Here is a 22,528-nt window from a genome sequence, read left to right on the forward strand (position 1 = left end):
CCTGCAAGATGCCTGGCAGCTGTCTCCGAGGAGGGCAAGTGGCCGCACGGCGGTACTGGTTCGTGCTCGTGCTGTTCGGCGTGCTGCTGGCCCTTTCGCTGCCGCTGTACCGGCTGCCCGGCACCCGCTGCGGCCGGGCGGCCGACGGAATCTGCGCGGTGCCGATCCGGGCGACCGGCGGCATTCTCGGCCCCGAGGCGCTGGACCGTCCCGGTTGGCTGGCCGCCTACTGGGCCGTCGCGCTGCTGCTCGCGCTCTGGCTGACCGCCCGGCGGTACCGCCGGGCCGGGCGGCTGCGGCGGGCGCTGCCCGCGCTGTTCGTGATGGTGCTGCTCGGCGGCGCGGCGACCGCCCTGACGCTGACGCACTGGCACGGCTTCCGCTCGCCCTCGGCCGTACTCGGCTCGGCCCAGCTGCTGATCTTCAACGGCGCCACCCCGCTGCTGGTCTCGGCGGCCGCCCTGATCCTGCTGGCGGCGGCCGAACGCAGCAGCTGGCTGCTGCTGTTCGCCTTCGGGTATGCCGCGTTGGCGTACGCGCTGGCCACTTACGACGCGTTCCACCTGCTGGAGCTGGTCCGGCTGCCGGTGGACGAGTCCGCCGACCGGTGGGGCGTACGGCAGTGCCTGGCGCTCGCGGTCCCGGCCGGGCTGCTGCTGGTGGCCGGGGTGGTGGCGGCGGTGGCGGGCCGCAGTCCGCGGCAGGTCGGCCGGCACGCGCGTGGGGCGGTGCCGGCGGTGGCCCGGCGCGGGTAGCGGAGCGCGGCTGCTGACCCGGCGGGGGAGCGGGCTCGGCTGCTGACACGGCGTCAACAGAATTCCGGCGGGGCACGCTGCGAGAAGTCCGGGCGGGCCCGGCAGACCCAGGATGGCTGTGGTGCCTGCCCGGACCCCGGGCCGGACGTGATCGCCGCTGCTTGGAGTTCTCATGCTGGTATGCGTGACGGGGGGCACCGGCTTCGTCGGGGCCCATTCGGTCGCGGCCGTCCTGCGCGCGGGGTGCCGGGTCCGGCTGCTGGTTCGCGACCCGGCCGCCGTCGGGCGGGCGTTGCTGCCGCTGGGCGTCGACCCGGACGGGCTGGAGCTGGTGGTCGGTGACGTCACCGACCAGGGCGCGGTGACGAAGGCGGTGGACGGGGCGGAGGTGGTGCTGCACGCCGCCTCGGTGTACTCCTTCGACAGCCGCCGCCGGAGCGAGATGCTGCGCACCAACGTGCGCGGGACCGAACTCGTGCTGGCCGCCGGGCGGGAGAGCGGGGCCAGGGCCGTGATCCACGTGTCGAGCGTCGGGGCGCTGTTCCCGGCCGCCGGGCCGACGGTCCGGACCGACTCGCCGGTGGGCCGGCCCCGGGAGGCGTACCTGGCGACCAAGGCGGCCGCCGAGGCGGTGGCCCGCCGCCACCAGCAGGACGGCGCCCCGGTGGTGATCAGCTACCCGCCCGCGCTGCTCGGCCCGGACGACCCGTACCTGGGTGACCAGAACGCCCGGCTGCGCAACGAGTTACGCGGGCTGATGCCGCTCTGGCCGGGCGGCGGACTCCCGGTTGGGGACGTCCGCGACACGGCGGCGATGCACGCCGGGCTGGTCACCGGGACGGCCGAGGGACCGGCCCGGCACTTCGGCCCGCAGCACTTCCTGACCACCCGCCAGTACGTCCAGGCGGTCCGGGAGGCCACCGGGCGGCGGCTGCCCGCGGCGTACCTGCCGGCCAGGGCGATGCTGCCGTTCGGCCTGCTGACCGGGGCGGTGCAGCACGTCTGGCCCTGGCACATCCCGGCCGAGTACGGCGCCGTCTACACCTGCGCGGTGGCCGCGCCGGCCGAGGGCGGTGCCGAACACGGCGTCGGGCCCCGGCCGTTGGCGGAGACGATGGCCGACACCATCGCCTGGCTGCACGCCCGGGGGCACCTGACCCGGGCTCAGGCGGGCCGGGCGGCCGGTAGTACGGCCGGGGTGCGCGGATGACCGCCGCAGGGGCCGCCCCGGGCGGCTGGGAGCGGCTGCCGCCCCGCCTCGGCTACGACCGGGTCAGGGAGAACGTCACCCGATTGGTCAGCGGCAGACCGGAGTTGGCGGAGGTCGCGATCCCCGCCTGTCACGGGTGGACGGTGCGCGACCTGGTCGCCCATCTGGTGGACGTCTGCCGGCAGGTCACCGAAGGGATCCAGGTACTGCCGCTGCGGGACCCCGACCCGGACAACGAGGCCGGGGTGGCCGAGCTGCTGGAGCGGTGGGCGGAGCTGGTCGAGCTGCTGCCGCCGCTCACCGAGGGGCTGTACGGCCACATCATGACCATGGACGCGCTGACCCACGAACTCGACCTGCGGCGGGCGCTCGGCGAGCCGGTACCCGTCGACCACCCCGCCTACCCGGCCTCGCTGGACCTGTTGGCGCTCGGCATGGGCCTCACGGTGGCCGAACTCGGCCTGCCCGCCCTGCGGGTGCGGTCGGACGGGCAGGAGTGGCTGGTCGGCCCGGGGGAGCCCGGGGTGACGGTGAGCGGGCACCACCACGACGTGTTCCGCTCGCTCAGCGGGCGGCGCACCCTCGACCAGATCGCCGCGCTGTCCTGGAGCGGGCCCGCCGCCCGCTGGCTGCCGGCCTTCACCTGGTGGCCGTTCAGGCCGCCCGCGGAGCCGACCGAGCAGGCCGTCCGCGAGCGGTGAACGCCGCTGGTTCACAGAACGGGCACGTCAGGAGAAGTCCGGCAGGCCGCGGACGCTGAGTATCTGTAGGGCCGTCCTGAAGCAGTCGGCGCCGAGCACAGCTGACGAGGGAGAGCCTCATGGGTGACGCGGGCACGGAAAGGTCCGGCCTCGGCCGGCGGGCGGTCCGGATCGGATCGGTGACGCTACGGCACACCGCCTCCGCGCTGGGCGGGGCGGTGTTCCGGCGGGGCCGGGGAGGGTCGGTGTCCGCGCGGCTGGCGAAGCGGGCACCGGCGATGCTGACCGAGCTGGGTCCGTTCTACGTGAAGGTGGGTCAACTGCTCAGCACCCGCCGGGACTTGCTGCCGGAGCGGTGGTGCGACGAGCTGGGGCGGCTGACCGACACGGTGCCGCCGCCGTCGCGGGAGCAGCTCGAGGCGGTGCTGGCCGAGGAGTTCGGGCCCGCGGCGGACCGGCCGTTCGCCGAGTTCGACTGGGAGCCGGTGGGCAGCGGCAGCATCGCGACCGTGCACCGCGCGGTGCTGACCGACGGCCGGGTGGTGGCGGTCAAGATCCGCCGGCCCGGCATCGTGCCGCTGATGAGCAGCGACTTCCGGCTGGCCGGGGCGCTCGCCCGGGCGACTGGCCGGCTGCCCGGCCTGCGCCGGCTGCCGGCCGAGGAGATGCTCGGGCAGATCGGGACGGCCGTGCTGGCGCAGGCCGATCTGGCGGCGGAGCGGGACGCGTTGACCCAGCTGCGGGCCAACCTGGCCGCGGTGAAGGGCGTCCGGCTGCCCGAGCCGGTCGAGGGGTTCGGCGGCGACCAGGTGCTGGTGATGGAATTCCTGGACGACCTGCGGGAGTTCAGGCCCGAGCCGTACCGCCCGGAGGAGCGCAGGGACGCGATGCGGCGGGTGCTGCGGGCGGTCTACCAGATGCTCTTCCTGGACGGGCTGGTGCACTGCGACCTGCACCCGGGGAACCTGCGGCTGGACGCGGCGGGGGAGGTGGTCCTGCTGGACGCCGGGTTCGTGGTCCGGCTGCCGGACCAAGTGCGCAGGCACTTCGGCGAGTTCTTCCTCAGGATGGCGCTCGGGGAGGGCCGCCGGTGCGCGGACATCGTGATCGAGAGCGCGGCGCGGGTGCCGGCCGACTGCGATCTGGAGGCGTTCAGGACCGAGGTGGAGCAGCTGGTCGGGGACGCGTCGGCAGTGGTGGCGGCCGAGTTCAACCTGGCGGCGTTCGCACCGCGGCTGTTCAAGCTGCAGCGGCGGTTCGGGATCTTCGCGGCCGCGGAGTTCGCGTTCCCGCTGCTGTCCCTGCTGGTACTGGAGGGCATGATCCACAGCTTCGACCCCGGGGTGGACTTCCAGGGGGAGGCCGTTCCGGTGCTGATGCAGGCGTTGTCCGGGGGCTGAGCCAACGGCGGGCGGTGCGCGCCGACGCCGTTCGCTGAGCTGGGGCGGTCCTGGGGGGCCGTCCCGGTGGTCCGGCAGCTTCGCTAGCCGGAGCGGCTGATGCCCGGACTTCGGGCGAGCCGGACGACCCGCTGGGCCGGGAGCCCGACCTCCAGCGGCTTCCTGCCGTCGAGTTCGGGCAGGGCCAGCAGGATCGGGATGTCCAGCTTGCTGAGCGGACGGGTCATCACATCGGCCTCGACCGTCCCGCCGGCCGAGATCACCACCGGCCGGTGCGAGGAGCCGACGAAGAGCGGCTGCCGCACCCAGGGGCGGGGCTCGACCGGCACCCGGGAGACCACCGCGGCCCGGACGAACCACTGGCCGTCCGGCAGCCCGGTGAGCCGGTAGGGCCCGGTCTTGTCGAGGATGTCGCAGGCCTTCGGCTGGCCCTCGGGGATCGACTCCTTGAAGGCGGCCACGTAGATCCGGATCGGCAGATCGGTCTCGGGGACGTACAGCTCGCCCTCGACGGTGCCAGTGTGCCCGGTCGGACCACCCCCGCGCAGTGCGCTCGGCGTGGCGGCCATGCCGAGCTCGGACATCATCCGGAACCTGGCCGGCGGGACCCCGACGCTGCGGGTGAACCGGCTGGTGAAAGTGCCGAGGCTGTTGTACCCGACCATGAAGGAGATGTCGGTGACACTGGCCGACGTCTCCAACAGTAACTTTTTTGCCATACAGAGGCGGATAGCCGCCAGAAATCTACTGGGCGAGGTGCCGGTGAGTGTGCGGAATACCCTTGAGAAGTAGAACTTGCTCAATATCGCGCTGTCCGCGATATCGTTCAGGGTCAGTGGCTCGTCAAAGCGTTCCCACATCGTCGCGATGGCCCGTTCGACAGCGTCATGCAAGGAATCTCTCCATTCCCGATGGGTGGATGTCCTATTTGTGCTGCTGCATTGGGGGCCGAGCCTAGCGATGTGGTGTCATGTCCGCAATGGTGTCTTCCGGTCCCGGCCGGGCTCACAGTTGAGAATTCGCCACCCACTGCGCGTGAAATCCGTGCGGCACCCGGACGGGCAGCGGGACGACGGCGACCGGCGGGCCGGTGAAGCGGGCGGAGTCGAGGACGATCAGTTCGCTCCGGTCGGTGGCGGCGTCGTGCACCAGGCTGAGCAGCCAGCCGTCGCCCTCGGGGGCGTACGCCCCGCGCGGTACGAAGACCGCCTCGCCGGCCTCCCGGCCGGGACCGACCCGGTGCACCTCGGTGTGCCCGGTGAGCAGGTCGTGGCGCAGCAGTTCGGGGCCGGCCAGCGCGCCGCCCTGGTCCGGCCGCAGGCCGACGGTGACGGCGTAGCGGTACGGCGATCCGGCGTAGCGGTCGTCGATCCGGGGGAACTCCTGGGCGCGGCCGTCGAGTCGGCGCTCCAGCACGGTGCCGTGCCGGTGGTCGACGGTCCACCGCCACAGGGCCGGAGTCGACTCGCTCGGGTGCAGCGGGTCGCGGTCGAAGACCCGCTCGTGCCGGATCACGTCGATCACCGTACGGTCGCCCTGCTCGTAGGCGTTCACCGGGTGGAAGACGAAGCAGGGGTCGATCTCCAGCCAGCGGACGTCCGCGTCGCGGCCGCCGCGCGGCAGCAGGCCGAGCCGGGCGCCGTGGCCCTCGTCCCAGGTGTAGGGGACCCGGGAGCCGGCCGCGGCCGCGCTCGGGTCGAAGGTGACCGGCAGGTCGTAGATGACGGCGTGCCGGTCGGTCAGCGAGAAGGCGTGCACCATCGGGGCGCCCTTGACGGTGACCGGCTCGGCCCGGCTGACCCGGCCGTCCGCGCCCACGGTCAGGTAGCTCAGCTGCGGCTGGCCGAACTGGTGGGTCACGGCGTGCAGTTCGCCGGTGAGCGGGTCGGCGATCGGGTGGGCGGCGAAGCCGGCCGGGAGGGTGCCGTCGAAGTCGTGCCGGGCCAGTGTCTCCAGCCGGTCGCCCAGCCGGAACGGGAGCGCGCCGCCGTCGCCGAGGGCCAGGGTGCGGCCCGCGTGCCGGACCAGGCCGGCGTTGGTGTTGTCGCACAGCCCCGACTGCGGCCCGGGGGTGGGCAGTTCGCCCAGTGCGCGGGTGACCCGGTCGGTGCGCAGCCAGCGGTTGCGGTACCACTCGGCGCGGCCGTCGCGCAGGCGCAGCCCGTGCACCATCGCGTCGCCCGCGAAGGCGTGGTCGCGGGCGGGGTCGACGGGGCCGAGCGGGTTGCCGCCGATCCGCAGCAGCGTGCCGTCGAGCCCGGCCGGGAGCTGCCCGCGCACCGGCAGGCCGTACTCGGTGACCTCTTCGGTGACCGGGCGGTAGCCGCTGGTCAGCAGGTGCGACGTGCCGTGGGTGCGACGGGTGGTCATCTGGCGTCCCCTTGCATATCGGCGTTATATAACTCTGTTCTATGAAGGTTCCTGCTGTCGTGAGAGGATGTCAAGAGTGAGCCCCCGTCAGATCGACCCGACCCTTGCCCCCCAACTTCTGCGGGCCGCAGCCAAGTTGCTCGCCGAGGAGGGGCCCAAGGCGCTGTCGACGCGTCGGCTGGCGGCCGAGGTGGGCACCTCGACGATGGCCGTCTACACGCACTTCGGCGGCAAGGGCGACCTGGTCAGGGCGATGGTGCGGGAGGGCTTCAGCTACCTCAACCGCAGCCTCACCGAGGTCGCCGAGACGGCCGACCCGGTGGCCGACATCGGGGCGCTCGGCTGGGCGTACCGGCACAACGCGCAGGAACACTGGCATCTCTACAGCGTGATGTTCGGCGGCTCGGTGCTCAGTGGCTTCTCGCTCACCGACGACGACCGGCAGCACGGGCGGTACACCCTGGAGACCCTGGTCGGCGCCGTCGCCCGGTGCATGGCGGCCGACCGCCTGTCGCCCGGCGACCCGCAGGCGGTGGCGCACCAGCTGTGGATCGCCCTGCACGGCCTGGTCACCCTGGAGTTCGGCGGCTACCTGGTGCCGCCGTACGACGCGGACGCCTGCTTCGAGGCCCAGGTGACCGGCCTGCTGATGGGCGCCGGCGGCGACCCGGCCGGCACCCTCGCCTCGATGGCGCAGGCACGCGAACGGCGGGCCTGAGGCGTTGTCGCCCCGGGCCCGCCGTCTGATGGTGGGTCAGTTGTTCCAGGGCGCCGTGGGCCACCAGATGTAGTCGAGCCGGCCGAGGATCCGCACGTCCCAGTAGACCATCGTGAAGACACCGGCCACGATGAACGCCGCCGCCGTCACGGCCGCCACCCGGCCAGGCGAGGCGCTCAGCCAGCGTTGCAGCGGGCGGCCCAGGCCGAAGGTCAGCGCGAGCACCAGGACCGCCATCACCACGATGTTGCCGATCGACTGGAGGGTGAAGGCGGCCGCGCCGTACAGCGGGTTGTGGGTGGTCGCGGCGTGCCGGAACAGGTCCCGGAACAGCGGGTAGGGGCGCCCGATCAGGAAGCCGCCGACCAGCGCGCCGAGCACCAGCATCGGCGCGTTCGGGAAGCGCCGGGAGATCGGGCCCAGCGGGTCCTTCAGCAGACCGGCGGCGGCCAGGCCGAGCACGGTCATCGCGAGCCCGATCAGGCCGAACGTGACCATGGACTGGATGCTGCGCGCCGACAGCGTGCCCGCCGGGCTCGACGCCGTGGAGAACTGCGGCATCCGGGTCCCGACGAAACCGACCAGCGCCCCGTACGCGGCGGAGACCGGAATCATGCCCGCGGCCATCCAGCCCAGCGGCCTGACGGTCTGCAGGAACCGGTCCCGACGGGTGGTCAGCTCACCCATCATCGGGCCGACCGCGCCGAAGACCGCGATGTTGCAGGCCGTGAACGAGCCGGCCAGGCCGGTGACGAAGGCGAACACCACCCCGGCCGCGATCCCGGCGATCGGCGTCTTGTGGGCGTCGTGGCCGAGCAGCGCGTTGGCCGTGGTGGTGCCGATCTCGGTGTCGACGAACTTCGCGGACCAGGCGTAGGAGAGGAAGAGGGCGAAGCCGACGCTGAGGAGTACCAGCAGTCCCCGGCGGCGCGGGAAGTTGCCGTTGACGAAGAGTGAGGTTCGGGAGGTTCCTGTGGCGGGTGTCAGAACGGCGCTCAGATCGCTCACGTCTGCTGCTCCTCCGGTGGGGCGTTCAGGACAGGACGGCTTGATTCTGGGTGTCCCCGCAGCGGCCGACTTCTTCGCACGTGCCCTCCGCAGGGCACGTTCGGAGTAGGCGCCGAACGGGGAAAGCGGACAGGATTTCGGTTGGACAGCTGCGCCCATTCGGCAGCCCGATTCTCCGGAGGGAACCATGGCGGGTTCTTGGCGTGCGCTCAGGCGCAGAATTCTGACCCCAGATCATTCGGAAACGAAGCTCTCAAAGCGGGGATTCCACGAGAAGAGTGTGGAATCCCGGGAACTGCTGGAGACGGTCGGTGCGAGCTTTCTCACCGGCTACGCGTACGTGATGGAGGCGCGCACGATCACCGAGGCCGAACTCCGGCTGGAGGGCGTGCCCGACCCGTTCCGCGGTTTCGCCTACGAGGGTGCCGCGATGGGCGCCGCGATGCTGGACGGGCTTCCGTTCGGCAACGGCCGCAAGGTGGCCGAGTTGCTGGCGGGCCGCGGCCGGCAGCACAGCTACATGGCGTACGTCGGCGTCGGCTGGGCGATGGCCCGGCTGCCCCGGTTCCGCTGGGCCGCGATCACCCCGCCGGACCCGCTGCTGCGCTGGCTGGTGCTGGACGGCTACGGCTTCCACCAGGCGTACTTCCACACCAAGAAGTACGTCCACGAGCACTACCAGGAGCCGAACTTCCCGTGGCCGGTGGACGGCCCGGCCGACTACCGGAACCGGGCGATCGACCAGGGCATCGGCCGGGCCACCTGGTTCGTCGCGGGCACCGCGCCGGACGTGGTGGCCGACCTGCTCGACCGCTTCCCCGCGCACCGGCGGCCCGACCTCTACAGCGGCGCCGGGCTGGCCGCCACCTACGCGGGCGGCGGGGACCAGGCCGAGCTCCAGCTGTTCTGGGACCGGGCGGCCGAGTACCGACCGCAGGTCGCGCAGGCGTCCGCCTTCGCGGCCACCGCGCGGGTGGAGGCGGGGCTGGTCACGCCGCACACCGAGCTGGCGGCCCGGTTCTTCTGCGATCTGACGCCCCAGGAGGCGGCCGCGCTGTGCGACAAGGCGCGCCCCGCCACCGGCCCGGACGGCGCGGTGCCCGCCTACGAGCTCTGGCGGCAGCGGATCGCCGAGCAGCTGGCCGAGCAGCGCGACGTGACCGCGTGAGCGCGCCCGCGAGTGCCCGGCGGCTCCCGCCGGGCCCGCCCGCCACCCGGACCGTCGGCCTGCTGGCCAGGATGGCCAGGGACCGGCTCTCGGTGATGACCTCGGCCGCGCTGAGCTACGGCGACGCCGTCCGGCTGCCGCTGGGGCCGAAGACGTTGTTCTTCTTCAACCACCCGGACCACGCCAAGCGGGTGTTGGCGGACAACGCCGCCAACTACCACAAGGGCATCGGCCTGGTGCACGCCCGGCGGGCACTCGGGGACGGGCTGCTCACCAGCGAGGGCGAGCTCTGGAAGGCCCAGCGCAAGGTGATCCAGCCGGTCTTCCAGCCGAAGCGGATCTCCCGGCAGACCGGGGTGATCGCCGAGGAGGCGGCCAAGCTGGTGGCCCGGCTGCGGTCCCGGGCGGGCACCGGTCCGGTGGACATCCGGGAGGAGATGACCGAGCTGACCCTCGGCATCCTCGGCCGGACCCTGCTGGACGCCGACCTCGGGGTGTACGACACGATTGGCGAGTCCTTCGAGGTGGTCCAGGACCAGGCGATCTTCGAGATGATGTCGCTCAGCGCCGTCCCGTCCTGGCTGCCGCTGCCGCAGCAGCGCCGGTTCCGGCGGGCCCGGGCGGACCTGGAGCGGATCACCGGCCGGCTGGCCGCCGAGCGGGCCGCGCACCCGAGCGCCGACGGCGACGACGTGCTGTCCCGGCTGATCGAGGCGACCGCAGGCGAGCCGGACGAGGCGGTCCGGCGGCAGCGGATGCGGGACGAGCTGGTCACCCTGCTGCTGGCCGGGCACGAGACCACCGCCTCCACCCTGAGCTGGACCTTCCTGCTGCTCGACCAGCACCCGCTGGTCCTGGAGAAGGTCCGCGCCGAGGTGCTCGAGGTGCTCGGAGACAGCCAGCCGACCCCCGAGAACCTGCACCGACTCGCCTACACCTCCCGGGTGTTGGAGGAGGTGATGCGGCTCTACCCGCCGGTCTGGATCCTGCCGCGGAAGGCCCAGCAGGAGGACGAGATCGGCGGCTTCCACGTCCCGGCCGGCGCCGAGGTGCTGATCTGCCCGTACACCCTGCACCGGCACCCCGAGTTCTGGGACGCGCCGGACCGCTTCGACCCGGAGCGCTTCGCCCCGGGCCGGGCGGACAAGCGGCACCGCTACAGCTACATCCCGTTCGGGGCCGGACCGCGCTACTGCGTCGGCAGCAGCCTCGGCACGCTGGAGGCGCTCGTGGTGCTCGCCACGGTGGTGCGGGAGCTCAACCTGGTGAAGGCCCCGGGCTACGTACCGAAGCCGGAGCCGATGCTCACCCTGCGGGTGCAGGGCGGGCTGCCGATGACGGTCCACCCGATCGACTGAGCCGTACGCAGCACACGATGCCCGGCCGGGAACTCCCGGCCGGGCCTTGTGCGGTGCGTACGGCGGACGCGTGGAAACGCCGGAAGCCGGTGCCTCCCCGAGGGGAGACACCGGCTTCCGGCTTCCTGCTGACAGTCGGTCAGTCGACCAGGCGGTGGAAGCCGCCGGCGAAGTACAGCAGCGGGTCGTCCGCCACCGAGCGCCCGAGGTCCACGACCGAGCCGAGGAAGATCGAGTGGTCGCCGCCGTCGTACTCGGCGGTCAGCTCGCACTCCAGCCAGGCCTGCGCACCCACCAGGACGGGAGCCCCGGTGTGCCGCCCCGGGGTGGTCTCGACGGCGTCGAACTCCAGGGCGCCGCGCGGCCGGTGGCGGTCGGCGAAGTGCCGGGCCGCCTTCTCCTGCGGCCCCGCCAGCACCGACACCGCGAAGGCCCGCTCGGCCAGGATGGTCTCGTGCACGGCCGCGGTGCGGAGCACGCAGACCAGGATCACCGCCGGATCGAGCGAGACCGAGGTGAAGGAGTTCGCCGTCATCCCCCGGGGCTCCGCCCGGCCGGCCGTCACCACGGTCACGCCGGTGGCGAACCGGCCGAGCACGCCCCGGAGTTCGGTCCGGTCCCGGGTGGGCCGGTCTAGTGGCAGTCTGTCGGTGGACGTCATCGGCTACCCCTCGCTCGGGACGAGGACGGACCGGGCGGCCCGTCCGGCGGAGCCGCTCGGCGCGACCGCGTACGGTTCGAGTGCCTTGCGCAGCGCCTCCGGCACCCGGGTCGGCCGGGTGTCGTTGTTCGGGCCGCGCATGCACGCCACCCGCTGCCGCCCCCGGGCGACCAGCAACTCGCCGCCCTCCTCGGGGAGTTTGACGTAGTCGAAGGTGAAGCCGACCTGAGTCTGGGTCAGGTCCTCCAGCCGCATCCGGATCGACAGCTCGTCGAAGGCGGTGATCTCGGCCACGAACTCGCAGTCCACCTTGAGGGTGAACAGCTTCAGGTCGGCGCGGATGTCCTCCAGCACCTCCGGGGCCATCTCCCGCAGGAACATCTCCCGGCAACGGCCCTGCCAGCGCAGGTAGTTGACGTAGTAGACGTTCCCCACCAGGTTGGTCTCCTCGAAGCCGACCAGGTGACGGTACTCGTAGAACGGCTGCATGGTCACACCTCGGTTTCCGTCGACAGGGCGAACATCACCGGCAGGTCGACGCCGTGCAGGGCGGTCGGGAAGGTCGCCACCAGGGCGGCGCCGGAGCGCAGCACCACCCAGCGGTCCGGGGTGTCCGGCACCTCGGCCAGGGTCAGCGCGACCTGGGCCCGGCCGGTCTTGCGCAGGCACTCGGTGGCGCCCCAGACCCGGGCCGCCGCCTGGGACAGCGGCTCGCCGAGCTCGCCGGCCACCAGCTCCGCCAGGGTGAACCCGTCCGGGCCGAGCAACGCGGCCCAGTCGGCCGGGGCGCGGTCCGCCACCGGCTCCACGTCGCAGCCCACCGGCCGGTCGCCGAGCACCGCGAAGGTGACCCCGCCGCCGTGCGAGGAGCTGACCCGCAGGCCGCCGTCGATCTCCGGCCGGCCGTCCGGGCGGTAGCGCACCGCCGTCTCCCGGCCGAGGGCCCAGCCGACCGCCTTGGCGGTCCGCTCCCGGCGCATCGCCACGCCCCGCACGGCCAGTTCGCCGTCGGGCAGCACGATGCCGCGTACGGGGGAGCCCAGCATCAGCTCGGCCCGCCGCTCCAGGTAGCCGCCGAGCAGCGCGGGCTGCCACGGCCCGGTGCCGTCCAGCTTGCGCACGGCCTGCAGCTTCAGCCCCTCCCAGCGCTCGACCAGCACACCGTCCTGGTCGCGCACGTCGAGGTCGTACAGGTAGGTGTCGCCGACCTTGGAGCGCTCGACGGCGTGCAGGGTGACCTGCTTCTCGCCCCGGACGGTCGCCGGGTCGGCCAGGTGCAGCCGCTCGACACTGACCGGGAGCAGGGTGGCGTCCGGCACGCAGCACTGGATCGAGTGCATCATCGCGTCCCGGGTGCCGGGGTCGGCGAGCACCAGCTCGTGCGGCAGGTAGCCGGCGAACCAGCCGGCCGCACCGGCGTTGGAGATCTCCGCGACGCAGCCCTTGGCTGCCAACTCCCGGTAGCCGAGCAGACGTTGGAAGCGTCCGCCCTGGAAGAGCACCGGGCCGTAGAGATCCCGGGCCGGATCCAGCGGGACCCGCGGGGCGTCCTCGGCCACCGGTCGGGGCGCGCCGTCCACCGGGGCCGGCAGGCCGTACCGCAGGGTGGCCCGGAAGTGGTCCGCCTGGAAGCCGGTCTCGCTGCTGCGGATCACCGCCTGCACGGTGTCGGCGTCCTTGGCGAGCACCGCGACCCGGACGGTGACGGTGCCCGTGACCGGGACGACGATCGGCCGGAGGAACTCCATGTCCTCCAAGGTGGGCGCGCCGGGCTGCCCGGTGACCGCCGCGGCGGCCTGCGCCATCGCCTCCATGCCCAGCACGGCGGGGTAGAGCAGGTCCCCGTCGAGCAGGTGGTCGGCCAGGTAGGGGTCACCGGCGGCGGACAGGTCCGCGTCGGCGACCAGTTCGATGCCCGGGTAGTACGCCTGCGGCCGCTCCAGGAAGCGCAGCAGCGGCAGTTCGCCCCGGCCCACGTCCAGGGTCGGCAGCCCGCCGGCCCGGCCCATCACGACCAGCGCCGTCGGCGCCGAGGGGTCGGCCACCAGCTGCTTGAGCAGGGCCACCCCCTGCTCGGTCGGGATCGGCTCGATGCCTTCGCGGATCAGCGACTCCAGTACGCCGAGCCGCTCGCCCATCCCGGCCCCGGACCAGACCGACCACTCCAGCGCCAGGCAGCGGCAGTCGGGGTTCTCCTGCTGGACTTGCAGGGTCAGGTCGGTCAGCCAGTCGTTGGCGGTGGCGTAGTCCGCCTCGCCGCGCAGACCGGCCCGGCCGATGATCGAGCCGAAGGTGACGAGCAGCCGGAGCGCCGAGGGGTCCACGGCGGCCAGCACGGTCTCCAGGCCGGTGATCTTCGTGGCCAGGGTGCGCCGGAACGAGGACTCGTCCAGGTTGGCCAGCGCGTGCGGCTCGTTGCGGCCCGCGCCGTGCAGGACGGCGCTGACCGGGCCGAGCGCGGTCCGGATCTCCTCCACCGCGTCCTTGACCTGGTCGGCCGAGGTGACGTCGGCCCGGGCGTAGTGGAAGGTCACGCCCGCCGCGGTCATCCGGGCCAGGTTCGCGGCCAACTCCGGGTCCTGGGCCGGGTCCGAGCGGCCCAGCAGGCCGATCGCGGCTCCGGTCTCCAGGGCCAGTTCGAGCGCGCACTCGGCGGTGATGCCCTTGCCGCCGCCGGTGACCAGCAGCACGTCCGCGCCGTCCAGAGCCGGGCGGGCGGCCACCGGGTCGGCGGTCGGACGGGGCCGGAGCACCGGCACCCGGCGGACGCCGTCGGGGCTGTAGCTCACCTCGGCGAAGCCCACCGTGCCGGCCACGTCGGCCGTGATCAGCGCGGCGAACTCGGCCGCCCGGTCCGCCGACAGGTCGTCAGGCAGCGGCAGGGTGACCAGGGTTGTGGTGATCCCGGGGGCCTCCAGGTGCAGCGTCTTGGTCAGCCCGGCGGCGCCGCGCCGGTCGCCGACCGCGACGAACCGGCCGGTGCCGGCGCCCGCCTCGGTGAGCGCCGCGCGGGCGGCGGCCAGCATCAGCGCCGCGTGGTCGGCCCCGCAGTCCCTCGGCAGGCAGAGCAGCACGCCGCCGCCGAGACCGGCCGCGCTCAGCGCCTGGTGCAGCGCGTCCGCGAGCGGGTGCCGGTCGGAGGCGAAGAGCTGCCAGCTGCCGTCGGTGTCGGGGCACGCGGAGGCGGGTGACGGGGTCGGGACCAGCTCGACCTCGAACGCCCGGACCCAGGGCGCGACGCCCGGGGCGATCCGGCCCAGCTCGTCGCCGTCCCCGCCGGTCTCCGCCAACTCGTCCAGCAGCGCGGCCAGTTCGGCCAGCGTGGAGGTGGCGAAGGCGGAGGTGACCAGCGGAGCGGTGAACCCGAGCTCCTGGGCCGCCTGGTTCATGATCTGACCCACCGTGATCGAGCTCAGGTGCAGCTCGTCCAGCGGGTTCATGTCCGGGCCGACCGCCGCGAGCGGCAGCTCGGCCCGGTCGGCGGCCAGCCGCAGCAGCACCTCCAGGCTGTTCCCGGCCGGCTCGGCACCCGCGGCGGCAGCCGCGACCGGCGTCGCCGGGGTGACGGCCACGGGAGCCACCACGGGCCGCTCCGCCGGGACGGCCGCGAGCACGAACTCGCCCTCGGCGGAAAGCTCGGTGGGGCTGGCGAAGAAGCTGAACTCCTTGTCCAGCGGCAGCGGCCGGGTGAACCGGTCGCGGAACAGCTCCGCGTGCCGGACCGGCGCGCCGAGCGTGAACGCCGCCGCCACGGCCGCGAACAGCCCGGCCAGCGAGGCGCTGTCGGACTCCAGCGACACGGCCGGCACGGTCGGGGCGATCTCGGCCGCCAGGCCGCGCAGCACCCGTCCTGGACCGACCTCGACCAGCAGGTCGACCTCGGCCGCCAGCTCGCGGACCGCCTCGTCGAACCGGACCGGGTCCAGCACCTGACGGGTCAGCAGCTCCACCACGTCCACGTCGGCCGGGAGTTCGGCCGCGGTGACGGTGGAGAACATCCGCTCGGTCAGCGGCGCGAAGGTCTCGGTCGCCAGGTGCGCCCGCAGGCCCTCGGCCGCCGGGGCCACCGCCGCCGAGTGGAAGGCGTGCGAGACGTTGATCCTGGCAGTGCCCAGACCGGCGGCCGCAGCCTTGGCGCAGACCCGCTCGACCGCGTCCACCGGGCCCGAAACCACGGTCTGCGCCGGGCTGTTGTACCCGGCGATCACCACCGGCTCGCCCGCCAGCAGCGGTTCGACCAGCGCGGCCTCGGCCGCGATGCCCGCCATCGTCCCGTTGCCGTCACTGGCGTCCGCCATGATCCGGCCGCGCGCGGCGGCGACCCGCAGCAGCGTGGTCTCGTCCATCGCCCCGGCCCAGTGCAGCGCGGTGACCTCACCGAGGCTGTGACCGGCCGCGCCGACGGCGCCGATGCCGAGCGCGGAGAGCACCCGCAGCCCCGCCACCGAGGCGGTGACGATCCTCGGCTGGGCCACCGCGGTGGCGACCAGGTCGCCGTCGGTGGGCTGGACGTGCGTCCGGTAGAGCTCGTCCACCGAGGCGAACCGGCGCCGCACCGCGCCGCCGTCGCCGCGCCGCCCGGCGCCCTGGCCGGGGAAGAGGAAACCGATCCGCGGGGTGAGGGCCGAATTGCCAAGGTACACACCGCCGTTCGGGTCCAGCACCGAGCGGGCGCCGGAGTCCAGCAGGGTCAGCAGCTTGCCGAAGCGCTGCTCGGCCTGCTCCGGACCGGCCGCGACCACCGCGGCGCGGATCGGCCGGTCGGCCAGCTCCTGCTGCAGGGTGGCGGCCAGGTCGCCGAGCTCGGCGAAGGACAACCGGGGGGTGAGGGCGGCCAGTTGGGCCACCCGGCCGCGCAGCTCGGCCATGCTGCCGGCGTCGATCAGCAGCAGCTCGACGTCCTGCCGGGAGGCGACCAGGCGGCGGGTGGTGCGGCCGACGTCGGTCTTCCGGACGCCGTCGGCGTGCTCCACCACCACGTGCGCGTTGATGCCGCCGAAGCCCATCGAGGAGACCCCGGCCCGGACCGGCGCGCCGGCCGGCCAGAGCTCCGCGCTGTCCGGCACCCGCAGGGCCGGGCGCTCGCCGGTCAGCTCCGGGTGCGGGTCGTGGTGGCTGGTGGCGGGCGGGATGATCTGGTGCCGGACCGCGAGGACGGCCTTGAGCAGCCCGGCCACCCCGGCCGCGGCCTTGGTGTGCCCGAAGTTGCCCTTGACCGTGCTGATCGCGGCGGGCGGGGCGGTCGGGTCGGCCGCCCGGCGGGCCTCGGAGAAGGCCCGCAGCTCGGTGGCGTCGCCGACCGCGGTGCCGGTGCCGTGGCCCTCGAAGTACGACACCGTCTCGATGCCGAACCCGGCCGTGGCGTAGGCGCGGTCGAGCGCGAGCCGGTGGCCGCTGGCCTCCGGGCGGGTGATACCGCCCTTGCCGTCCGAGGAGTAGCCCCAGCCGGCGATCGAGGCGTACCTGAACCGCTGCTCGGCCTGCGCGTCCTGATCGCGCATCAGGACCATCATCCCGCAGCCCTCGCCCGGCCAGAAGCCGTTCGAGCCCTTGTCGTAGACCTTCATCTCGCCGGTGGCCAGCGCGCCGGTCTTGGCGAAGCCGATCACCTCGAACGGGTCGATGGAGAGGTCCACACCGCCGACCACGGCCACGTCCAGGCGCCCGTCGACCAGCGCGTCGCAGGCGGTGGCGACCGAGAGCAGCGAGGAGGAGCAGGCACCGTCGACGGTGAACCCGCCGCCCTTGAAGTCGAAGTGGTTGCAGATCCGGCCGGCGATGGTGTTGGCCAGACCACCGGCCAGGGTGTCCTCGCCGATCGGCGGGAAGGGGCTCTTGTAGCGCTCCTCCAGGCTCGCCAGGAAACCGGCCAACGCCGCGTCGTCCCAGCCCTGTTCGCGCAGTGCGGCACCGACCGTGCGGCGCACGTACGGCCAGCGCAGGCGCATCAGGTTGGCCCGGCTGAACTCGCCGGTGAGGGTGTTGCCGATGATGACACCGGTGTTGGAGTCGGCGAGCCCGGCGCCGAGCGGGAAGCCGGCGTCCTCCAGGGCCCGCGCGGCGGTGTCCAGGGCCAGCCAGTGCGTCATGTCGGTGGCCCGGTAGGTGGAGCCGGCCACCCGGTACTTGACCCGGTCGAACTCGAAGCCCTCGATCACCGCGGCCTTGGACGAGTAGAACTTGTCCGGCGCCGACGGGTCGGGGTCGTAGTAGTCCTCGGCCCGCATCCGTTCGTCCGGCAGTCTCCGGAAGGCCCGGCGGCCGGTGAGCACGTTCTGCCAGAGCTGACCCGGCGAGTCCGCGTCGGGGTAGCGGCAGGCGATGCCCACCACCGCGATCTTGGCAGGGTTGTCGGGATTGGAGGTCATGCGGCCACCGCCTCGGAGCCGGACTTCTTGCCCAGCTCGGCGGCGATGCTGTCGCCGAGCCCGTTGCCGGCGGAGGACTCCGGGGCCCGGTAACGCTTGATCAGATGTGCCACCCACCAGCCGGCCCCGCGCAGTCCACAGACCACGGTGACCGCGAAGAAGAGCGTGTAGACCACGTTGAACACCATCAGTACGCCGTAGGTCATGGCGACCCAGGAGCCGAACATGAACTGGTTCTTGGCCTTGGAGGGCGTGGTGCCCGGGTCGCTGATCATGTAGTTGGTGAACAGCACGAACGCGACGCCGCTCATCGGGCCGAGCGCGTTGAAGATCGCCACGTCCCAGATCCAGTGCCGCAGCAGGGCCTGGATCACGAAGCCGCCGAGCCAGCCGACGATCAGCGCGACCTTCTTGGTCAGCATCGCGTTGATCACGGTGCCGGAGGTGACGATGATCAGCGGGATGGCCACCCGGAAGAAGGTGTTGGCGTTCTCGGTGAACTCGTACGGCGGCGCGATGCTGACCCAGGAGCCGAAGCAGACCAGGCTCATGGTGATGCCGAAGTTGGACGGGTTCATGAAGTGCCGCATCCGGCCGGCCACCGGGGCCTGCAGGGCGTGCTTGCCGGCCACCCCGACCACCGTGCCGAAGATCACCGGCAGGATCTGGTCGTTGGCGTAGAGCAGCATGTTCACCGCGAGCGCGGTGATGTGCGAGGGCAGCAGGAACTCGTACAGGCCGCGCATCCCGTTGCCGCGGAAGCGCGAAGTGCGCTTCTGCGCCCAGGCGCTGAGCACCTCGAAGGAGAGCTCGGTGGTGTACGCGGTGCCCACCGCGATGAACGGCCAGAGCCAGGGCTGCTCGAAGCCGAGCAGGGTGTAGCCGAAGGCGTTGAAGATCGAGATCGAGATGGCGAAGTTCCGCAGCGCGAGGTAGCGCGGGTCCTTCGCGGCCGGGGCGGCGGGGGTCGGCAGGGCGACGGTACTCATCGGCTCGGAACCTCCTGGACGTCACTGGTCAGCTGGAGCGAGTGCGTTCCGGGCTTCAACTGCAGGTCCTTCATCTGCAGTTGACCGGAGGCGTCCCGCCAGCAGAGCTCCACGTCGACCGGGCCCTGGTAGTCGGCGAGACCGAAGTGCACCTCGAAGCTGCGGAAGCCGCCGTGGCCGCTGCCGCCGTCGAGCTGGGAGATCTGGGTGCCCCGGGGCGTGGTGACCTTGACGGTGGCGTTGTAGGCCGGGCTGCCGGTGTTGACCAGACCCTGGCCCGCACCCTCGGTGCCGGTCGGCCGGTACAGCCGCAGGTCGAGGTGATTGCCGGGCCGCGGCGCCTGGTTGGCGTAGAACGCGGGCGGGCCCCACTGGCGGGCGACCGCGAAGTCCAGCAGGCCGCTGCCGGTGGTGTCACCGGTCGCGATGGCGCGGGTGGGGGTGGGCACCGCGAGCCCGAGCTCCTTGCTGATGTTGGCGTAGGTGCCGCTCGGGGTCTTGGCGTAGAAGGCCAGCACGTCGTCGCCGGCCAGGTCGTCCCCGGGCTGGACGTTGGGCCACATCCGGGGGTTGGAGAGCAGGTCGTCGTTGGTCATGGCCATCTCCTGCAGCCACGGCCACCGGTCGATGTTGCCCTTCACGAAGCCGTCGGCCTGCAGGATCGCCAGGTCGCCGTCGTTGCGGAAGTCGGCCATCTTGGTGTCCCAGCCCCAACCGGTCCAGGCCACCCCGTGCTCGCGCGCCTCCTGGGTGAACGGCGCGATGTCCTGCTCCAGCTTCTCCTTCATCTCGTCGTTGTTCTTCGCCTGGTTGATCCAGAGGAAGTTGGACTCCTCCAGGCCCCAGGCGGCGGTGATGTTGCTGACCATGATGTCGAAGCTGCCGTTGTGGTTGACGTCGGCGAAGTCGACGCCCATGCCCTTGAACGAACCCTTGCCCAGGACGAAGGACTTGGGCGTGGTCGCGTCCCGGCGGCCGGTGGCCTCGGTGAACGCGATCCGACCCGGCACGGAGCGGTTGTACAGCAGGTGCGCGTGGCCGAAGTCGTTGGCGATGTACAGGTCCGGCAGGCCCTTGCCGGTCAGGTCGGCGCCGGCGATGGCCAGCGTCCAGCCGGTGGCGGCGTCGAACGGGATGGCGGTCCGCTCCTCGACGAAGAAGGCGTCAGGATCGGTCCCGGTGGTGGACTTGACCCAGCGCAGCACGTGGTCGCCGCCGGCGTTGCGGGCGCTGGAGAGCGAGTCGTTCATCTGCACGTTGTTGAGGCCGCGCGGGTCCAGCACGTCGGAGTCGGGGAAGTAGTTCCCGATCACGATGTCCGGGTGGCCGTCGCCGTCCAGGTCGCCCACGTAGGCCGCGTCGGTGTTCCAGCGCGGGCCGTGGTACTTGCCGTCCAGCGACTGCGAGGGCACCACCTCGCGCGGCGTGTAGCTGTCCGCGGCGGGACCGGTGGCGTCGGAGTTCGCCAGGAAGAGGACCGGGGTGCGCCCCCAGTAGGTGGCCAGCAGGTCCATCCGGCCGTCGGCGTTGAAGTCGCCGGGAGTGCAGCCGGTCGGGGCCATCGCGGCGTCCATCGGCAGCGGGGCGGCGTTCAGCACGAACGGCGTGAACTTGTCGGCCGGCCGGGCGGTGGGCGTGTACGTCACCACGATCTGGTCGGTCCTGGTGTCGACGATGCACATGCCGTCGGCCAGGCCGTGCCCGGTGAGGTCGTTGATGGCGATGCCGGCGCCGACCGAGGAGACCCAGGAGCGGATTTTCTCGTACGAGGGGTTCACCGTACGGACCGTGTTCATCTTCTGGGACTCGTACCCGGGCGGGAAGGCGATCGGCATCTCCTGGAACTTGTACTGCGTGGCGACCTCGTCGCCCCCGGCCACGGCGACCGAGCTCCGGACGGCGATGAACAGTGATGCGGTCACCACCACCGTCACCACTCCCGGAATGAGTCTACGAATTCGCTCGCGATACAAGACGTTCCCCTCTCCGTGCAGGTATCCGCACAGTAATAACAATGTGATGGATGGTCGGCTGGAGTTTGCTGGTCAACCCCTTTTGTAGGCGGCTTGGTTTTTGAGCATGGGTCACCTTTTGCGGTCCCGCTTCTCTCATGTTGCCCACCGCCCCGAGCGGGTAGGCGGGAGGGCACGTTCGGAGAAGACAGCAGGACGGGGCGGCTGTGAAGCTCTGGAAGAGAAGACCTCCCCTATCGGATTCCGCGACCCCGAGGATGTTCCATGACAGAGGTTTATGACGACGTCGTTGTCGGATCGGGCTCGGCCGGCGCGGCGATCGCCGCCCGGCTCAGTGAGGACCCCTCGCGCCGGGTGCTGCTGCTGGAGGCGGGGCCGGACTTTGCCGACGTGGGCGCCCTCCCGGACGACATCCGGGACGGCAGCGCGATGTCGCTGAGCGCGCACGACTGGAAGTTCCGGGCGGAGATCAGTGACGGCCGGCGGATCCTCTTTCCCCGTGGAAAGGTCTCCGGCGGATCATCTTCGGTCGGCGCCACCATCGCCCTGCGGGGCGTTCCGGAGAATTTCGAGGAATGGGCCGGTGCGGGCAATTCCGAATGGTCCTGGTCGGACGTCCTGCCGTATTACCGGAAGCTGGAGGACGACCTCGACCTCGGGGGCGACGAGATTCACGGGAAGGGTGGTCCGGTACCGGTACGGCGCTGGCGCCCGGAGGAGCTGACGGAGGTTCAGAAGTCCTTCGTGGACGCCAGCCTGGCGGCGGGCTTTCCCGAGGTGACCGACCACAACAACCCCACGGCCACCGGAATCGGCCCGATTCCGTCCAACCGCAGGGACACCGAGGTCCGGATCAGCGCCTCGCTGGCGTACCTGACCCCGGAGGTCCGCGACCGGGCCAACCTGACCGTGCGGGCCGGCGTGCTGGTGCACCGGGTGCTGTTCGAGGGGACCCGCGCGGTGGGTCTCGAGGTGTCCGCGGGCGGGGCGGCCGAGCAGGTCCGGGCGCACCGGGTGATCCTGTCCGCCGGGGCGGTCAACTCGCCCACCATCCTGATGCGTTCGGGCATCGGCCCGGCCGAGGACCTGCGGCGGCTCGGCATCGACGTCCTGCTGGACAGCCCGGGTGTCGGCGAGAACCTGATCGACCACCCGCGCACCGGCATCTTCATGAAGCCGGCCCCCGGGGCGATCGAGCGCACCGACCCGTTCCTGCAGACCATGGTGCGGACCACCGCGAAGGGCTCCACCCACTTCAACGACCTGCAGTACTACATGGTCAACCACTTCGACCTGACCATGTTCCCCGACCTGCAGATGCTGGCCGGTGGCAACGTGATCCTCGGCGTCATGGTGGTGGACCAGAAGCCGGAGTCCCGCGGCCGGCTGCGGCTGAACTCCACCGACCCGGCGGCCGGGCCCGACATCGACCTGAACTTCCTGGCCACCGAGCGCGACCTGCAGAAGCTGGTCGACGCGGTGCGGACCTGCTGGGAGCTGGTCAGCCACCCGGGGATCGCCGGCCGGGGCGACGGCTTCATCGTGCTGAACGACCAGCTGATCGACAACGACGACATGGTCCGCCAGTACGTCCGGCTGAGCCTGGACAGCGCCTACCACCCGGTCGGCACGGCCCGGATGGGGTCGGCCTCGGACGAGGGCGCGGTGGTCGACCAGTACCTGCGGGTGCACGGCACCGAGGGCCTCTACCTGGCCGACGCCTCGGTGATGCCGAGCATCGTCAACTGCAACACCAATCTGACCTCGACCATGATCGGCGAGCGACTCGCCGACTGGCTACGCGCCGGCTGAGACCGGTTCAACTGTCCTACAAGTCAGGAGACCGAGC

The 22,528-nt window shown here is 72.3% G+C and carries 16 protein-coding genes; 8 read left to right on the forward strand and 8 right to left on the reverse strand.

All coding sequences use genetic code 11. The features are described 5' to 3' along the window. Positions 1 to 38: 38 nt before the first annotated feature. From F4556_RS35035 to F4556_RS35050, 4 genes are all read left to right on the forward strand, one after another. Positions 39 to 755 (forward strand): hypothetical protein, encoded by a 717-nt coding sequence (locus tag F4556_RS35035; protein WP_184923414.1) that lies wholly within the window; start codon positions 39 to 41, stop codon positions 753 to 755. 184 nt (positions 756 to 939) lie between these two features. After that, complete coding sequence (locus F4556_RS35040) at positions 940 to 1,965, forward strand: NAD-dependent epimerase/dehydratase family protein (RefSeq protein ID WP_313069057.1); 1,026 nt, start codon at positions 940 to 942, stop codon at positions 1,963 to 1,965. Next, positions 1,962 to 2,666: a maleylpyruvate isomerase family mycothiol-dependent enzyme gene (locus F4556_RS35045; protein WP_184923418.1), complete on the forward strand. Its 705-nt coding sequence runs from the start codon at positions 1,962 to 1,964 to the stop codon at positions 2,664 to 2,666. Before F4556_RS35040 ends, F4556_RS35045 begins: the two co-directional genes overlap by 4 nt. 119 nt (positions 2,667 to 2,785) lie before the next feature. Next, positions 2,786 to 4,066, forward strand: coding sequence for an ABC1 kinase family protein (locus F4556_RS35050; protein ID WP_184923420.1), 1,281 nt, complete (start codon positions 2,786 to 2,788; stop codon positions 4,064 to 4,066). A gap of 83 nt (positions 4,067 to 4,149) precedes the next feature. Here F4556_RS35050 and F4556_RS35055 read toward each other — a convergent pair whose 3' ends face one another. Together F4556_RS35055 and F4556_RS35060 are read right to left on the reverse strand one after the other, a co-directional pair. After that, the gene (locus F4556_RS35055; RefSeq protein WP_246511992.1) at positions 4,150 to 4,926 is read right to left on the reverse strand and encodes a helix-turn-helix transcriptional regulator; all 777 of its coding nucleotides are present in this window, start codon (positions 4,924 to 4,926) and stop codon (positions 4,150 to 4,152) included. A 145-nt stretch (positions 4,927 to 5,071) separates the two neighbouring features. Continuing rightward, on the reverse strand, positions 5,072 to 6,436 hold the full coding sequence (locus F4556_RS35060; protein ID WP_184923424.1) for a carotenoid oxygenase family protein: 1,365 nt from the start codon (positions 6,434 to 6,436) through the stop codon (positions 5,072 to 5,074). 76 nt (positions 6,437 to 6,512) lie between these two features. Here F4556_RS35060 and F4556_RS35065 point away from each other — a divergent pair, with 76 nt between their 5' ends. Then, a complete protein-coding gene (locus F4556_RS35065) occupies positions 6,513 to 7,154 on the forward strand; it encodes a TetR/AcrR family transcriptional regulator (RefSeq protein ID WP_184923426.1) in 642 nt (213 codons plus the stop codon). Between the two features lie 36 nt (positions 7,155 to 7,190). Here the strand turns inward: F4556_RS35065 and F4556_RS35070 are convergent, their stop codons facing one another. Then, on the reverse strand, positions 7,191 to 8,162 hold the full coding sequence (locus tag F4556_RS35070; protein WP_313069059.1) for a hypothetical protein: 972 nt from the start codon (positions 8,160 to 8,162) through the stop codon (positions 7,191 to 7,193). Positions 8,163 to 8,349: 187 nt separating this feature from the next. On the opposite strand from F4556_RS35070, the gene F4556_RS35075 reads away from it, so the two are divergent. Together F4556_RS35075 and F4556_RS35080 are read left to right on the forward strand one after the other, a co-directional pair. Then, on the forward strand, positions 8,350 to 9,330 hold the full coding sequence (locus F4556_RS35075; RefSeq protein ID WP_184923428.1) for a DUF1702 family protein: 981 nt from the start codon (positions 8,350 to 8,352) through the stop codon (positions 9,328 to 9,330). Next, the gene (locus F4556_RS35080; protein WP_184923430.1) at positions 9,327 to 10,688 is read left to right on the forward strand and encodes a cytochrome P450; all 1,362 of its coding nucleotides are present in this window, start codon (positions 9,327 to 9,329) and stop codon (positions 10,686 to 10,688) included. Before F4556_RS35075 ends, F4556_RS35080 begins: the two co-directional genes overlap by 4 nt. Positions 10,689 to 10,827: 139 nt before the next feature. Here the strand turns inward: F4556_RS35080 and F4556_RS35085 are convergent, their stop codons facing one another. From F4556_RS35085 to F4556_RS35105, 5 genes are read right to left on the reverse strand one after another with little or no spacing between them, the layout of a single operon-like run. Beyond that, positions 10,828 to 11,349, reverse strand: coding sequence for a flavin reductase family protein (locus F4556_RS35085; RefSeq protein WP_184923432.1), 522 nt, complete (start codon positions 11,347 to 11,349; stop codon positions 10,828 to 10,830). 3 nt (positions 11,350 to 11,352) lie between these two features. After that, entirely contained in the window at positions 11,353 to 11,838 is a 486-nt protein-coding gene (locus F4556_RS35090) for an acyl-CoA thioesterase (RefSeq protein WP_184923434.1), read from the reverse strand. Positions 11,839 to 11,840: 2 nt separating this feature from the next. Further along, complete coding sequence (locus F4556_RS35095) at positions 11,841 to 17,717, reverse strand: type I polyketide synthase (RefSeq protein ID WP_184923436.1); 5,877 nt, start codon at positions 17,715 to 17,717, stop codon at positions 11,841 to 11,843. Then, positions 17,714 to 18,706, reverse strand: coding sequence for an enediyne biosynthesis protein (locus F4556_RS35100; RefSeq protein WP_184923438.1), 993 nt, complete (start codon positions 18,704 to 18,706; stop codon positions 17,714 to 17,716). Before F4556_RS35100 ends, F4556_RS35095 begins: the two co-directional genes overlap by 4 nt. Then, positions 18,703 to 20,628, reverse strand: coding sequence for a CRTAC1 family protein (locus tag F4556_RS35105; RefSeq protein WP_313069062.1), 1,926 nt, complete (start codon positions 20,626 to 20,628; stop codon positions 18,703 to 18,705). The genes F4556_RS35100 and F4556_RS35105 overlap by 4 nt, the downstream gene beginning before the upstream one ends. Before the next feature lie 315 nt (positions 20,629 to 20,943). On the opposite strand from F4556_RS35105, the gene F4556_RS35110 reads away from it, so the two are divergent. Continuing rightward, positions 20,944 to 22,491 carry a GMC family oxidoreductase gene (locus tag F4556_RS35110; RefSeq protein WP_184923442.1) on the forward strand — a complete coding sequence of 516 codons (1,548 nt, stop codon included), beginning with the start codon at positions 20,944 to 20,946 and terminating at the stop codon, positions 22,489 to 22,491. The last annotated feature ends 37 nt before the right edge of the window (positions 22,492 to 22,528 follow it).

It is taken from the genome of Kitasatospora gansuensis, from assembly GCF_014203705.1.
In the GTDB taxonomy this organism is placed as follows: Bacteria; Actinomycetota; Actinomycetes; order Streptomycetales; family Streptomycetaceae; genus Kitasatospora; species Kitasatospora gansuensis.